The 14,762-nt window shown below is 40.3% G+C and carries 13 protein-coding genes and 1 pseudogene; 1 reads left to right on the top strand and 13 read right to left on the bottom strand.

The features are described 5' to 3' along the window. Positions 1-965: pseudogene (locus HRT50_RS05800) on the bottom strand (hypothetical protein); the annotation flags it as partial. A 258-nt stretch (positions 966-1,223) separates the two neighbouring features. On the opposite strand from HRT50_RS05800, the gene HRT50_RS05795 reads away from it, so the two are divergent. Then, positions 1,224-2,219 carry a 1-aminocyclopropane-1-carboxylate deaminase/D-cysteine desulfhydrase gene (locus HRT50_RS05795; RefSeq protein WP_291612255.1) on the top strand — a complete coding sequence of 332 codons (996 nt, stop codon included), beginning with the start codon at positions 1,224-1,226 and terminating at the stop codon, positions 2,217-2,219. Between the two features lie 94 nt (positions 2,220-2,313). On the opposite strand, the gene HRT50_RS05790 is transcribed toward HRT50_RS05795, so the two are convergent. The 12 genes from HRT50_RS05790 to gspC all read right to left on the bottom strand — a co-directional run bounded on the left by HRT50_RS05790 (position 2,314) and on the right by gspC (position 14,695). Continuing rightward, positions 2,314-3,069, bottom strand: a complete 756-nt coding sequence (locus HRT50_RS05790; protein WP_291612253.1) for a type II secretion system protein N — start codon at positions 3,067-3,069, stop codon at positions 2,314-2,316. Positions 3,070-3,190: 121 nt separating this feature from the next. Then, positions 3,191-3,661: a type II secretion system protein M gene (gene gspM, locus HRT50_RS05785; RefSeq protein ID WP_291612251.1), complete on the bottom strand. Its 471-nt coding sequence runs from the start codon at positions 3,659-3,661 to the stop codon at positions 3,191-3,193. Next, on the bottom strand, positions 3,661-4,992 hold the full coding sequence (gene gspL / locus HRT50_RS05780; RefSeq protein ID WP_291612249.1) for a type II secretion system protein GspL: 1,332 nt from the start codon (positions 4,990-4,992) through the stop codon (positions 3,661-3,663). Before gspL ends, gspM begins: the two co-directional genes overlap by 1 nt. Further along, positions 4,992-6,095 (bottom strand): type II secretion system minor pseudopilin GspK, encoded by a 1,104-nt coding sequence (gene gspK, locus HRT50_RS05775; protein ID WP_291612248.1) that lies wholly within the window; start codon positions 6,093-6,095, stop codon positions 4,992-4,994. The genes gspL and gspK overlap by 1 nt, the downstream gene beginning before the upstream one ends. A 3-nt stretch (positions 6,096-6,098) precedes the next feature. Further along, a complete protein-coding gene (gspJ, locus tag HRT50_RS05770) occupies positions 6,099-6,758 on the bottom strand; it encodes a type II secretion system minor pseudopilin GspJ (RefSeq protein ID WP_291612247.1) in 660 nt (219 codons plus the stop codon). Continuing rightward, positions 6,758-7,156 (bottom strand): type II secretion system minor pseudopilin GspI, encoded by a 399-nt coding sequence (gene gspI, locus HRT50_RS05765; protein ID WP_291612246.1) that lies wholly within the window; start codon positions 7,154-7,156, stop codon positions 6,758-6,760. The genes gspJ and gspI overlap by 1 nt, the downstream gene beginning before the upstream one ends. Then, the gene (gene gspH / locus HRT50_RS05760; RefSeq protein WP_291612245.1) at positions 7,146-7,778 is read right to left on the bottom strand and encodes a type II secretion system minor pseudopilin GspH; all 633 of its coding nucleotides are present in this window, start codon (positions 7,776-7,778) and stop codon (positions 7,146-7,148) included. Before gspH ends, gspI begins: the two co-directional genes overlap by 11 nt. A 150-nt stretch (positions 7,779-7,928) precedes the next feature. Continuing rightward, positions 7,929-8,360 carry a type II secretion system major pseudopilin GspG gene (gene gspG / locus HRT50_RS05755; protein WP_291612243.1) on the bottom strand — a complete coding sequence of 144 codons (432 nt, stop codon included), beginning with the start codon at positions 8,358-8,360 and terminating at the stop codon, positions 7,929-7,931. Between the two features lie 67 nt (positions 8,361-8,427). Next, positions 8,428-9,669, bottom strand: a complete 1,242-nt coding sequence (gspF, locus tag HRT50_RS05750; RefSeq protein WP_291612241.1) for a type II secretion system inner membrane protein GspF — start codon at positions 9,667-9,669, stop codon at positions 8,428-8,430. Between the two features lie 326 nt (positions 9,670-9,995). Then, positions 9,996-11,498, bottom strand: coding sequence for a type II secretion system ATPase GspE (gspE, locus tag HRT50_RS05745; protein ID WP_291612283.1), 1,503 nt, complete (start codon positions 11,496-11,498; stop codon positions 9,996-9,998). Positions 11,499-11,521: 23 nt separating this feature from the next. Further along, positions 11,522-13,588, bottom strand: coding sequence for a type II secretion system secretin GspD (gspD, locus tag HRT50_RS05740; protein WP_291612281.1), 2,067 nt, complete (start codon positions 13,586-13,588; stop codon positions 11,522-11,524). 156 nt (positions 13,589-13,744) lie between these two features. Then, positions 13,745-14,695, bottom strand: coding sequence for a type II secretion system protein GspC (gene gspC / locus HRT50_RS05735; RefSeq protein ID WP_291612239.1), 951 nt, complete (start codon positions 14,693-14,695; stop codon positions 13,745-13,747). Positions 14,696-14,762 lie beyond the last annotated feature (67 nt).

Genomic DNA, 14,762 nt, shown 5'->3' with positions numbered 1-14,762 from the left:
CCTGCTAAAACTTCGCCTGCAACTTTGCAGTCAATATTGTCAGGAATACTTTCTAGACTAGCACCTAGTGCTGCGGCAAATTCTCTATGGTGATGATATGGTCGCGGTAATTCAAGTGAAGTCACCGGTACTGCCGAATTTTCAGCTAGCTTTGCAATAAAGACACTCTCCAACTCAATGGGTAAAAGCACTTTAATTTCCTTGATAGGCGCTTGTTTTAGCTGTCGTTCAAAATAATCGGTCGAGCGTTGAATCTCTAAGCTGATGTCATCAATAATACCAAAAGATAATTCATCTGCTGTTTTACTGCCGATTTGGGCGAAGCCTCGTAACCGACGGTGAAAGTATATTTGCTGTTGTTTAACAATAATTAGCACAACTTCTTCATTAGGCTGCTGACACACTAATAAGTTTGCTTCATTTTGCGGCGCTAATAAATTGGCAAAAGCAAACTCTTGGGTAGTAATACTAGTAATTTTAACCTTGCCCTGCTCAGTAGCTAGCAGTAATTTTTGCAGCTCATCCAGTGGCGCACAAACAACATTGATTTTTTCTTTACCACCCGCAAGGAGCGGGGCATCATAATAATCTAACACCATATTATTTGGTGAAATACTGACTAAATCTTTAATTTGCCACTTCAAGGCACTATGTATTTCACTTTCAGACAAACTAGGTTTGTCCACTTGCACTATCTGTGATTGTGCTTCGTTCAGCACTAAGTGGGCAGTACCTTCAAGGTCATGGTTTTTATGTAGCGCTTGTATCGCTTGTGAAAAGTTAGCCGAACTTACCTTTTCCTGCTGAAAGAGCACTTTTGCCGTTTTATTCTGCGGGTCAACCTTATCTAAATTTTGCTGAGGAATAGAGCACAAGGAGACACCCTGCTGCTGAAAAGCAATACCAATACGCTGATTGGAAATATTCTTTGAAAAAAGTTGACTAATTTTCGTTAAAATTGACATCTATCGGCAATATCGCATATAGCTAAAATTAATAAGGATATTACCCTTTGTTACACCTTTAGAGCAAGCATTACTAACGGTTATTAACTAAGTTTATTAGTGATTTATACAGTGAAGAGTCCAGTGATTTAGCGCTAACGTCTGATGAAAACACTTTGTTACTTGCCATAACTCGCGAGAAGAAAAACCTCGGTAAATAGTAATATCGTTTATAATAATAGGTAAACTCGTTGTTAATTAACCTTTAATTTAATAGCTATGCCTAAGCCTCTGTCAATACTACAAAAAATCAATCACCCTCTGTTCGATAAATATAAAGTTACTGTGCAAGTTAAACGAGATGATTTATTACATAACATCATCTCTGGTAATAAATGGCGAAAACTGAAATACAATCTAGAAAAATTAAAGCAGGGTAACTACCAAGGTGCGTTAACTTTTGGCGGCAGCTACTCTAACCATATTCATGCTTTTGCCTATGCCTGTAAACAAGCAAACATTCCCTGCATTGGTGTAATACGAGGCGAAGCGCATTACGCCAATAACTTTACTTTAGCTTGGGCTAGGCAGTGGGGTATGCAGTGTCATTTTGTTGATAGAAAAACCTACCGTCGCCGTTTTGAGACAAACTTCCTTGCTGAGCTTAGTGAGCTATATGCAAACTACTTTTTTATTCCTGAAGGTGGCAGTAACACTTTAGCTATAGCGGGTGTAGCCGAGATATTAACTGAGCTGGACAGTCAAACTGAATTCGATACCTTACTCACTCCCGTTGGCAGTGGCGGTACCTTGGCAGGTCTTATTTCTGGAGATACTGTCGCCAATAGCAAACAACATAGAATTTTAGGCATTGCAGTATTAAAACAAGCAGAGTATTTAGTTGATGAAATTAAGTACTTACTTACTCCTGAAGGTAAGCAGCATAATAACTGGCAATTATTAACCACCTTGCACCGCGGCGGTTATGGAAAATTTAGTAGTGATGATGTGCAGCGGATCATCGCCTTCAACCAGCAAACCGGCATTACCTTTGAACCGGTGTATTCAGGCAAAATGATATTGGCCTTGCTTGATTTATTGGCGCAAGGCTACTTTAAGGAAAATGAACGCCTTGTATTATTACACACAGGTGGGCTTCAAGGTTTGGGTGGCATGATTGAACAAGGTCGACTAAATGCCGAAGATTGGCCTGAGCTTACAAAAGCAAAAGAAAAAGCAAACGCTAAAGCTATTGATAACGGACTGGAGCCTTAATGGAGATCTAGCTTGATTCATTAGGGCCAGGGGGGAAGCCCAATTGATTGCCCCTAATCCAAAGCACCAAGCAACATTCTAAAATGCTAAAATGCTAAAACTTTAACTGATAACGCCCTTGATTATCAGGTCGACCAAGAAATGATAAAGCGGATTTTAACTGCGCAGGAAACTTAGCGCCGGGTTTTAAGTATCCCTGACCAGAAGCTCTTTGCTGGGCCAGTGACAAACGGGCATTAAAACTCAAGCCTAGGTTGTTTGTCGGCAATATCTTTGCCATTAAATCACCTTGTTCACAGTGCATATCAGCAGAAATATTACCTAATTTAATATTGTTATTTAAAGCAACAACACCTGAACGTAACCAACTAACGTGTCCCTGTGCGCTCTGACACGTTAACTTACCCGCAATATTAAGGTTTAACTCAGTAAAGAATAATTCGACGCTACCTTGTGCGGTGACAGGAATAGGTAATGGTAACTGTTTAGCAATATCATTAGCAGCGACAAAAAGTTCAACATCATTGAGTGTCAACTCTTTACTGGAAACAGTTAAAGTAAATTTTCCCTCAGGTCCAGCTAACATAGCATCACCAAAAGTCACCTGTAATTTTGGTGAAAAACTTAACAATGACCAAAAGCTAAGTTGGCTTTTAATTTGCTGAATTTGATTGTTATTCACAGTAACGTCAGTAACTTCTCCTTGCCAAATTGAGCCGGAAACTGTACCAACGTTTATATGTTTGGGTAACTCAACTGTATTTATCACTAATGCTAGTGGCAAGGTGGCCACTAAAAAGGCTAGATAACTGCTCAAAAAAATTGCCGTAAAAGCAAACCACTTTTTCATCTGATTTCTCTATCTGCTATTGCTCTGCGCTGCTTTGAGCGCCGAACTTGAACTATGGGTCATGAACTGCCCACTTTTATCATGACTGACTAAGGTGGGCTTAAAATCGAGTAAGGTGCTATTAAAGTCGAGTAAGGTGCAACCGACGTACTTTCACTTCGCCGCTACTATCACCTTGAGTTAAATCAATAGCTTTAACTTGCAAACCTTCATTGTTGGCTAAATGCTCTAACCAAAACAGTAACTGGGTAAAGGGCGTGCTGTCTATCCATACCTGTAAGTCATCACCTTGGGGTTGCATGCGGGTGATGGTTAATTTATAGGTTTTTGCACTACGGTTGGCAACACTGGAAATGCTACCACTGAGTTTTGCTTTACCACCTGAGCGCTTGGCTTGTTGATACAAAACAGTATTTTCTTGTACCCAGGATAATAATTGCTGCTGTCTTGCTAACTTACTACTCGCTTGGCTTAAGCTATTATTTAACGGCTGCCAAATAGCGCTATAAAAAATAAAAACCACAAAAACAAGTGCCATTGCCGCGACAAGACGTTGCTCCCGGCTGTTGAGTTGCTGCCACCATGCTTTCATTATGATGTTTCCTTATTGTTTTTATTGCTGCGCTGTTTTGCTGCACTTTTACGTTTACTTGAATTTTTATTACTTACTTTATTAGAAATACTAAATGAGCCCGTCACCAGATCACCTTGGTTATTTTGTGAGCCTTGCTTAACGTTCAAATTGGCTGCAGCTAAGGCAACACTAAACTGCTCGAAAGCTTGATAATCCTTCGCTGTTGCTTGAATACGTAACTCTTGTCGCTTGCCATCAAACTTTAACGTCTCAGGTCGTAAGGCTGGTACTTTGGCAAAGGCAGGTTGCAATTTAGCCAGCATAGATAAAAAACCTTGTCGGTCACTTACTCCGCCCAATAACGCTAATTCTCTATTTAGTTGCGATTTAATAGTCGAAACACGCACTCTTTTCGTTTTCGGAAAAGCTTTTTTATAATGGCTAATGATACTTTGCTGAACATTATCTTGCTCGGCATTTAACTGCCATAATTGTGCGCCCTTGTATGATAGATTAAGTAACAAGGCAAATAAGGCAACACCGGCAACCCATAACCACTGACGCCCTGCATTACTGCGCGCTTCTTTAACCTTGTACTGTCCTTGTAATAAATTAAAGCGGCTTAATTTACCGTGGTAATTTTTCGCCATCAGCGCCAGCGGTAATTCTTCCGGCATAGCGGTTAGTGTCAACTGCTCACTATGAGCCAATGGCGAGAATGCCGCAATGGCGATACTTGCTTGTTGAGCTACTTCATTTTCTTCACTGGCTGCTTGTTCAGTAGCGAAAGCCTGACATTGCAATTGCCAAGCACTGGCATCTAAGACAAAACCCTGCCAAAGACTTTGACGAACAATCACTTGCTGCTGTTCACTATCACCAAGGGCAACAGCGCTCCAAGCATCTGTCTGCAAAGGCATAGCCAAGACATCAGGCAATATATATTTAGTACTAATCTCTGCATCAGCCAACCAAGAAAGCCATTGCTGCATCTGACTATGAGCAACAATAGCAGCGAAGCAATTATGCTCCTCATCCTTAGCTAAATCGGCATAAGCAAAAAACAACTGCTCTACGTCTTCAGCTAAGCTATCTTCTAACATATATGGCGCGGCTAAACGCATTGCTCGCGAAGATTTTGCCGGTACTTGTAACACATCACAGCCAGGTACTAATATTTTCACCTGTCGCTGCTGGGCTTTACTGGTCAGTTCACCTAATTGCTGAGCATTTTTTAGCTCACCGCTGGCAATGATTTCCTGTTCATCATTGCTAGTTTCAGCAACAACCAACCAATGAATGGTATCGTCTGCTTGACTTCCCAGACGGATAAATAATGTTTCTGTCACTAGTTACGTCCTATAGTACGACTAATTACTTGAATTTGTTTAGAGCCATTAACTTTCATTATTGAGCTCATAGCAAAATAGCTATTGTTAAAGCGCGCGCTGGCTTTTAATTTAAAATATTCGCTATCAACGACAAATTGCGCTTGTTGCCACTTTGTTATATTAATTTTACTTACTTCTGGCAGCTTATAAAAATCTTCTAAATTTTCATAGCCTGAGCTATCCCGTGCGTTAAGTATTTCCTGGGCATCTTCTAAACTCGAATCGAGTAAGGCTTGTAATAACTCAGGATTTTCAGCATCTAGGGTATTGATATTAATTAGATGTTGACTATTTTGTGGCAGCACACACACATAAGGTTTTAAGGCTAAAATAACCGCGGGGGTAAAGTGCTCAATTAATCTTAATTCATTAACACTGCCTAAATAACTATTAGCGGCAAGGTAAGGGAATTCACGAGAAGCATAATCGTTATCCTCAGCACCGCCAGAGCCAGTTATCATATCATTGTCATCAAGCCAATCTGTTAACGCATTTACCATAGCTTCGGCTTCAAAATTACCGATGCCTTCAATATTTAAATTGACGATAAGCCCTTCGAGGACTGTTGCTGCCGGTAACTGTTTGGCACTACCTGATTTACTTGCTGGTTTTGGAGGATCCGCTTTGCCCCCCGTTTTTGATGTGCCCGGAGACTTATCAGAGCCACTATGAGCAGACTCATCCTTAGTCTTTGCTTTTGGGTGTAAAGCGTTAAGATTTAAACAACTTTGTAAATCAGTTATTTCACCACTTATTTCGCCAAAATCAACTGGATAAGTAGTTGTCTCTTGCGCCCAAATTTGTTCCAGATGGGTAACTTTAGGTTCATCTTTAAAGGCTTTAATAAGCACTCGTTTGGTAAAAGCCTCAGCGCCTAAAGCATACCAGTAAGCTTGCTGATTATAACTGATATTAGTGCTGCGCTGCATTTGTGTTTGTAATCTGGTGGTCATTTGCGCGGCAATAATTGAACATAAGGCAACAATAAGCATCACGGTAATTAAAGCGACACCACGCTGACGTGTTATTGCTAGGCTGGATAATGACGATTTAATAGTCATAAGCTAGTTTTTACTCTGTTCATCAGCAGCGAGATCACCAGCAACTAAAAACTGGCGACGGATAAAACCATAATCTTCAGTTTCAATTTCAATGGCAATCGCTTGCGGCAAGGTGCTGCCAGACCATTTGTCCTGCCATTTACTACCATCATAAAACTCAAAGGTTAAATTAGTCACTTGGCTTATTAATGGCCTAATTTTTGGCTCTTGACCAACCACAGCATCAACAAAATTATAATGTAAGCGCTGTAGGGTTTCATCAACGACTCGATAAGCGACTCTTTGCATATCACTGCGCGGCAATAATAAACCAGGATTAGTCCAGCCATTTCTAACAAAGGCGATGGCCTGCTCATCGGCTAAAAAGCTATCGTCAGATGTTTGTAAAAAGCTATTACTTGGTGCTTCACCATTTACCCTCATACTGCGCTTGGCAATTTGGGTAAAATCTCGATCCATTAACAAAAATGCCCGTTGTAATTCATTTTGCCTATCACTGCGTATTTTTGAATTTTCATCACCACGTAAGACAGTATCAAAAATGGTAAAGCTGGCTAAACTGACTACCGAAAATATGGCAATGGCGATCAGCACTTCCAGTAAGGTGAAGCCTTGCTGTTCAGCTCTAGCTATTAGTTGAGCTTTATTAACTATTACTCTCATCAGGGCTTATCCTGAGCTAAGAAAGCCATCAAGCTAGCAGTGACTAGTTCATCATCTTCATTTAAACGCACTTCCATTATGATGGAGCGCAATTCTTTATTATCAGTTTTAATAACCTTTTGTTGCCAGTACCAGGTTCTGCCTGCCATTTCGACTTTACCTTTACGGTTATTTTTCGGTGGCCAAGTTTTATCTAAACTTACTGCGACTAATTGGTTTGAAGCAACCCAGTTAGCGAACATCTGCTCTTCTAAATGACTAATATGGCGGTAGTTATTATCAGCGACACCCAACAAGGCGACACCGGCAATAGCAAAAACTGCCATAGCTAACATCACTTCAAGGAGGGTAAAGCCAGTTTGTTTAGCTTTTATAGCGAGAGTAACTTTATTGATCATCGAGAACTGGCCCCTCAATAGTTAACGGAATGCTGTAAATGCCCGTAACGCGATAAGCTAAATCTTCCACGCCTTCGATAAAGGCTAAGTCTTCATTTAAGCGAAAAGTGACACTAAATGGCGTGAGATCGCCGCCGGAGAGAATGTATACTTGTGGTATTATTTTCTTTTCTCGCTCTTCTTTTGACATTAAGGTGAAGTCGTCTTCATCTTTTTCTTTAAAAGTGTCGGCGTCAAAAAGCAAAGGTTCATCTATGGGCAGATCATCAAGTTCTAAGCTTAATTCTATTTCTTCAGACATGGTGACATGGGCTTGCCAGTCTTGATCAGGGATCTCAGTCCACTGAGTTCCGTCATAACCAACAAATTGATAACTATCTTTTTTAACAATTAAACCCAATTCAACATTATTTAACATGCCGTAATCTGCTGCCACTTCAAAAATAGCGGCAAAGCGGGCACTTTCATGCTTTAACTTATCAGCAGGATTATTACCGGAAATGTTAAATTGCACCAAACTGGCCATAAGACCAATCAGCACAATAACGACCATCACCTCAATTAAGGTAAAGCCATGTTGTTTCTCTGCTGAGTATGATGAATTTGAATGTTTAAATTTCATAATAAAATAGTAGGGTTGGCAGTGTCTTCCGTCATAGTGCTGTTAAAGTGAATTTCTGGCTAAAAGGCGCTTAATCAAGGCGTTAAATATGACGTTTAGTTTACTAAACGAGTATTTTTGCAACGATGAGTAAGCGTTTATTAGACGAAATTACTGAAAGTCGCCCAAATTCCAGTTGCCTATGTCATCTTCTGTGCCAGCTTCACCGTCTGGACCCACTGAAAACACATCCATTTTACCCTGCTCGCCTGGATTCAATAAAACATACTCATTACCCCAAGGATCTTTTGGTAAACGTTTAATATAGCCATCTTCAGGGAAGCGACGTGGCTCTGGTTCAATATCGCTTTGCTCAACAAGTGCTTCTAAACCTTGCTCTGTAGTTGGATAGTCATAGTTATCCATTTTATATAAACTTAATGACGTTTCTAAAGCAGTAACATCTGATACCGCTTTTTGCATATTGGCGCGCTCTTGGCTGCCCATTAAGTTAGGTACTACCATACTGGCGAGAATACCTAGAATGACGATAACCACCATCACTTCTAATAAGGTGAAACCTTGTGCTTTTTTCATATTCATATTACTTTCCTAACGTCTGATAAATTAATTACATTGCATTTACAAGGTCCATAGGGCAAATAATGCCCTAGCCACCCACTAGGCTATTCAGTTGTAAAATTGGTTCTAATATGGCCATAACAATAAAGAGGACTACTCCGGCCATAGCTACCATAAGTGCCGGTTCAAATGCTTTTAATGAGATACTAACCAAGGCTTCAAATTCTCTATCTTGGTTATCCGCAGCGCGACCTAACATATGTTCCAACTTGCCACTTTTTTCGCCACTGGCAATCATATGTAACATCATCGGAGGGAACAATTTAGTTTGCTCCAATGACACCCGTAAACTTGCTCCTTCGCGTACTTTATCGGTAGAGAGTTTCACCTGCTGTTTAATAAATAAATTATCGAGTACTTGACCGGAAATACGCATACTTTCCAGTAAGGGCACCGCACTGGCAGTTAAAATACTTAAAGTACGGGCAAAACGTGCAGTATTGATACCGCGAACTACTTTACCAACGCCAGGTATACGCAACAAATACTTATGAAAAGCCATTTCAAAATCTGGCTTTTTCATCAACTGTGAAAAAAGTAACATTAGTGCCGCAACTAGGATCACGAGTACGAAACCATAATCACGCAGGAAATCACTACTGGCAATCAAAAACTGCGTAGTACCAGGTAGGTTCTCGCCCATATGCTCAAACTGACCGACGATTTTGGGCACTACCGCCGTTAATAAAATGGTAATAACGCCGACAGCAACAACGGTCATAATTATGGGATAAACCAGTGCTTGGATAAGTTGTGAACGCATCTGTTGGCGCTGCTCAGTATAATCCGCTAAGCGATTAAGTACTTTATCAAGATGTCCTGACTTTTCACCCGCAGCAACCATAGCCCTATACAGGCGATTAAATACCTTAGGGTATTCTGCCATACTTTCCGATAAACCGTAGCCTTCGGTAACTTTGGTACGCACACCCATGATCATACTTTTAATGCGATTTTTTTCACATTGCTCGCCAACCGCCAGCAAAGCTTCTTCTAACGGTAAGCCAGATTCTACTAACGTAGCTAGTTGACGAGTGATCAAAGCCAATTCAGACGCCGAAACCTTAGCACCGGCACTTTGACCGAAACTTGCGCTGAAGCCAGTTTTCTCATTGGCCGCCTTACGCTTGGCTAAAGTTGCGGTAACAACCGTTGGCATCAAGCCTTGCTCACGTAATAAGCCACGCACTTGCCTTGGCGTATCACCTTCGATAACGCCTTTTTTAGTTTTACCGCGACTATCTACCGCTTGGTATTCAAATGCTGCCATTAGTTATCATGCATACTTATATTTAGTTATTTCAATTATATGGAGTATATGAGTCATATACTCAAGCTACTTCAAGATGCTCGTTTCAGGACGGCTGAGCGATTCATAATCAAGGCGCGTATTTTATTAAGGGTTATTCCCTTAATTACATACGCAACGATGAATATGATTTGCTCATACGTCCCCGTAGGGCTGGTTTAAAAACGTTTTACCCATCGTTATTGATTTCGAGAAGGGAATAACCATTCTCTTCAATCAATGTCTTGCCTAAAGACGTTGTTAATTCCAGCTGAATCCTGCATCTTGAGGTTGTTTGAGTATATAAATTAATCTTCACGGGTAACACGTAAAACTTCTTCTAAGGTGGTTTGCCCTAACATCACTTTATCAAAGCCATCTCGGCGGATACTGGCGTTGGCTTTACGGGCATATTTCTCAATAGCTTGCTCACCATGGCCATTGTGAATAATCTCTCGTATTTGTTCATCAACCGGTAATAATTCATGGATGCCCATGCGGCCACGATAACCTTTAAAGCTACATTCCTTACAACCAACAGCGCGATATATCATGGCGCTATTATCGTCGGCTAAGGCTAATAAATGTCGCTCTTCTTCATCAGGTAGGTGGCTTTCTTTACAATGTCGGCAAAGTGTTCGTACCAAACGTTGCGCTAAGACCCCTAATAAACTTGAAGACAGTAAAAATGGCTCTACGCCCATATCTTCCATACGGGTTATAGCACCCGCGGCGGTATTGGTATGTAAGGTAGATAATACCAAGTGACCAGTTAAACTGGCTTGTACGGCAATTTGCGCAGTTTCTAAATCGCGAATTTCACCGACCATGACCACATCAGGATCTTGACGTAAAATGGCACGCAAGCCACGAGCAAAAGTCATATCAACTTTAGTATTGACTTGCATTTGTCCGATGCCTTCAATGGAATATTCAATCGGGTCTTCGCAGGTTAAAATATTACGTTCTTTGGCATCAATTTGCATAAGGCCAGCATAGAGGGTGGTACTTTTACCTGAGCCGGTAGGACCGGTAACTAAAATGATGCCATGAGGTTTTTCAATAAGCTTGGAAAAATTAGCTCTATTAGTGTCGGTCATGCCCAAGTCTTTCAAATCTAAGCGAGCTGCATTTTTATCGAGTAATCGTAATACTACCCTTTCACCATGACCTGTGGGCATAGTAGAAACACGCACATCAACAGCGCGACCACCTATGCGTAGAGAGATCCGACCATCCTGTGGAATACGTTTTTCAGCAATATCGAGCTTGGCCATAACCTTAATACGTGAAACCAACAAGGAAGCTAGTTTTCGATTGGGCTTTAATATTTCCCGTAAAATACCATCGACACGAAAGCGAATTTGTAAGCTATTTTCAAAGGTTTCAATATGGATATCAGAAGCACTTTCTTTGATGGCTTCACTGAGCATGGCATTAATCAGCTTTATAATAGGCGCATCATCTTCATTTTCTAGTAAATCTTCACTTTCAGTAAATTCATCGGCTAACGAATATAAGTCTACTTCATTACCAATATCTTCCATCATTTGCTGCGCTTCGGAGGAGTCTCTTTGGTACGCTTGGGTTAGCAGTAATTCAAACTCTGGTAACTGTAAAAAATCGAAATTAAAGGGAGCTTTTAGAATGCGACGAATCTCTAAAATAATGTCGAAGTTAACCTCTGCCAAGCAATGTAAAATATAGTCGCCACTTTCTTCATCGGTAGAAATAAGCACACTATGGCGTTTAGCAAACGCGAACGGCAACAACCAAGCACTACTGCTTTGTGCTGGCTCAGTCTCATCCATAGCTACTGCAACATCATCTGTCATTAGTGCTTCTCTTCCGTAGCAACGCCTTCTGTTGTTGTTGGCGGCTTAGGCAAGTCGACATTTTTATCTTCCAGTTTTTTCTGGTAGTCATCAAATGACGGCGGTAAGGTTAATTTATCTTGCCATTGTGGCAATATTGGCATGTTTTCATTACTCATTAATGACAAGCCTTCTTCATGTTTGCGAATTTGATCGGCGCGAATATAGTTATACTTTGACTCACTTATTTCTTTCATTAAACCAGAGTCACGAACGATGGTAGCGCGTAAAAACACCATTAAATTACGTTTACGGGTACTATTTGAAGTTGATTTAAATAAGTGACCAATAAAGGGTATGTCACCTAAAATTGGTACCTTTTGCACACTTTCTTGTACATCTTCATCAATCAAGCCACCTAAAACAATGGTTTCGCCACTATCTGCCATAACCGTGGTTTTAATTTCTCTTTTGTTAATGGAGATATCAACGCCAGTAGTACCACTTACCGAGGAAACTTCCTGCTCAATCACTAGTTGTACCGCATTGCCTTCATTTACTTGCGGAGTAACACGCAGTTTTATCCCAACTTCTTGACGATCTACCGTTTGGAATGGGTTAGAGTTATTATCGCCCGTAGCTGAGCCGGTAATAATTGGCACTTCTTGACCAACAATAAAGTAGGCCTCTTCATTATCTAGGGTTAATATACTTGGCGTCGCTAAGATATTTGAGTTGGTGTTACTGCTCACTGCTTGAATAATAGCGGCCCAGTCACCCGAAACTATTCCCGTAACTAAACCACTAGCTGAGCCTAATGCCGCCCCTAATAAAGTAAAATCACCTTTGGTCTCACTTTTATAATAACCCTCTTGAATTACTTGGTTATTATCACCGAGCAGGGCTGGAACAAACTCCCCCTTTGTCGTTTTAGCTGCTTCCACACCGGCAGCCACGGATGAAATAGTAGCTGGTCCATTGGTAAACTGGGTGAAACCAAAATTTTCATTACCCCATTGCACCCCTAGACTGATGCCATCCGTTTCATAGACTTCGACAATAATAGCCTCGACTAGCACTTGCGCACGACGTTTATCGAGTTGACGAATAACCTCCTTTAAAGAGCGCAACATATCAGGCTGTGCCGTTATCACCAAACTATTGGTAGACTCATGAGCTTCAATGCTAACATTACGTTTTGTACTACTGCGTGATTTGCTTTTTGTGCTCTTGCTTTCTGAGCTAATGGACTCACTAACCCCTTGTAATACCTTAACTAAATCCTCTGCTTTTGAGTATTTCAGGTAATGAACATAAGTATTACCACTAGTGGCCAATTCGCTATCTAAGCGTTTAACCAAACGTATTACCCGCTCACGTGCTTTCACTTCACCACTGACAATAACGCTATTTGATCTATCATCGGCAACAATTTTAGGAATAAGAAAAGTCGGTTTACCTGATTTACCACTGCTTGGCTTGTTCATTGCTTCAATGATACGCACCATTTCACCTGCTGAAGCATATTTTAGCTTAATAATTTCAACATCTTGATCGCCGGCTCTATCAACACGTTCAATGATTTTAACCAGTCGATTAACCGTTGATGCGGTACCCGTTAACATAATGACATTTGCTGGGTCATAATTAACCACGTTACCGCCACCTGCTTGGTCAGATAATTGTCTTAACAAGGGTACTAATTCACGGACGGTAACATTTTTGACTTCAAGTACACGAGTGACCATTTCATCACCCAATATATTACTGTCGCTACCAATAACAGGAATAGCCGCTGTTTTAGCATCTTTGTTACGGATAATTTTAATAATATTATTATCTTTAGCTACCGCCGCATAACCGTATACTTCAAGGACATTGAGAAAGAATTGATAGTATTGTTCTTCCGATAATAAATCATAACTACGGACATTAATTTTACCGCGCACGTTAGGATCGATAATCATGGTCTTTTTCAAGTTTCTACCGACTATATTAACGAACTCGGTAATTTCAGTACCCTTAAAATTAGGAGAGTATTGTGCAGCACTGGCTTGACCCACTAAGCATAAAAAATTAAATGCCATTGCTGTCGTTAAAATTAATAAAAACTTTTTCATCATTATTAGTGTCTCTGCTTATTTAACTTTAAAGAAAATCTATCTCAATAGTCTTTATAGAAAATAGTTATAAATAATTTTCAGTTTAAAAATTACGTTAGTTTATTCAGCTAGCTTAGCAATTTAATCTAAGCTAATTAATATTTCGGTTAAATTACCTTGGCGATTTACCAGCAGTGAAATATCACGGGCCTGTCGCATTTCAGCCATGGCTTGCATTGCTTGTGTCGGGGCAATTAAATCAAAGCCGTTCATTTCAACGGCAACATCACCGGCTTTTAAGCCAGCGAGTTTGAAAAATTCAGGTTTTTTACCGGGTCTAAGGGTATAGCCAATGATCTTGCCGTCTTTACGCTTGGGTGAAATACGTAAATAATCGCCTATTTTTGCCGGATCTTGCGAAAATTCAGCACGTAAGCTTTTAGCGGTCGCAGTTAATTGTTTATTGCTTCTTTGATCGACCACACCTGAACGCGAAGATTGTGGCCCTATTTTTGTCTTATTTCTTTTAGCGGCTGGCTTGTTAGCTATTTTTTTTGCTGGCTGATTATAGTCAAAGCCATCAAGCATTAAGGTTTCTAATCGACCAGATTGCTTGATTAACACTCTATCCATTAGTACTTGTTCAAGGTTAGCACGGGTGCCGATAATAATATCGCCAATACCGTAGGTTTCTTGTTTGCCTTGATATTCAATGATTGCAGCTGCTTTTGATTGCTCGTCACTAGCGACTAACCCAGTTAACACTAAATTTAATCTAGTTTCTGGCACGTTAGCCATTTCAATTTCAGCTTCAACAACGTCACCTTCATTATATAAACCAAATAGATTAAGTGACTGTATTTTAGCAACATCAACGGTATGATTTTGCTTACTGCTATTAGCATTTCGACTATTTATTGCCGTTGAAGTACTTTGACTAGTCTGTGCTTGCGGTACTACAGACCAGGTGATTTTTGCGCCAACATAGGCGATATAGACTAATAATACCGCCATCGCAAATTGCGCAACACGTCGATGACCAAGTTGAGTGAATATAGATGAAAGATCTGTCATGTTAGAGGGAAGTGGCATATCTACTTATATTGTTATTATTTATGAAAAAATACAGCCACATATAGCAAAAGCCATATGTTAGTTT

It is taken from the genome of Colwellia sp., assembly GCF_013215345.1.
Taxonomy (GTDB): domain Bacteria; phylum Pseudomonadota; class Gammaproteobacteria; order Enterobacterales; family Alteromonadaceae; genus Colwellia.
The sequence above is the reverse complement of the archived record's forward strand: the minus strand, read 5'-3'. Positions and strand labels throughout refer to the sequence as shown.

Bases quoted from the DNA above. Each gene is read 5' to 3' on its own strand.
- gspF (WP_291612241.1), bottom strand. From the start codon at position 9,669: ATGGCAGCATTTGAATACCAAGCGGTAGATAGTCGCGGTAAAACTAAA.
- HRT50_RS05790 (WP_291612253.1), bottom strand. From the start codon at position 3,069: ATGAAAAAGTGGTTTGCTTTTACGGCAATTTTTTTGAGCAGTTATCTA.
- gspH (WP_291612245.1), bottom strand. From the start codon at position 7,778: ATGAAATTTAAACATTCAAATTCATCATACTCAGCAGAGAAACAACAT.
- gspI (WP_291612246.1), bottom strand. From the start codon at position 7,156: ATGATCAATAAAGTTACTCTCGCTATAAAAGCTAAACAAACTGGCTTT.
- gspG (WP_291612243.1), bottom strand. From the start codon at position 8,360: ATGAATATGAAAAAAGCACAAGGTTTCACCTTATTAGAAGTGATGGTG.
- HRT50_RS05795 (WP_291612255.1), top strand. From the start codon at position 1,224: ATGCCTAAGCCTCTGTCAATACTACAAAAAATCAATCACCCTCTGTTC.
- gspE (WP_291612283.1), bottom strand. From the start codon at position 11,498: ATGGATGAGACTGAGCCAGCACAAAGCAGTAGTGCTTGGTTGTTGCCG.
- gspJ (WP_291612247.1), bottom strand. From the start codon at position 6,758: ATGAGAGTAATAGTTAATAAAGCTCAACTAATAGCTAGAGCTGAACAG.
- gspM (WP_291612251.1), bottom strand. From the start codon at position 3,661: ATGAAAGCATGGTGGCAGCAACTCAACAGCCGGGAGCAACGTCTTGTC.
- gspK (WP_291612248.1), bottom strand. From the start codon at position 6,095: ATGACTATTAAATCGTCATTATCCAGCCTAGCAATAACACGTCAGCGT.
- gspD (WP_291612281.1), bottom strand. From the start codon at position 13,588: ATGGCATTTAATTTTTTATGCTTAGTGGGTCAAGCCAGTGCTGCACAA.
- gspC (WP_291612239.1), bottom strand. From the start codon at position 14,695: ATGCCACTTCCCTCTAACATGACAGATCTTTCATCTATATTCACTCAA.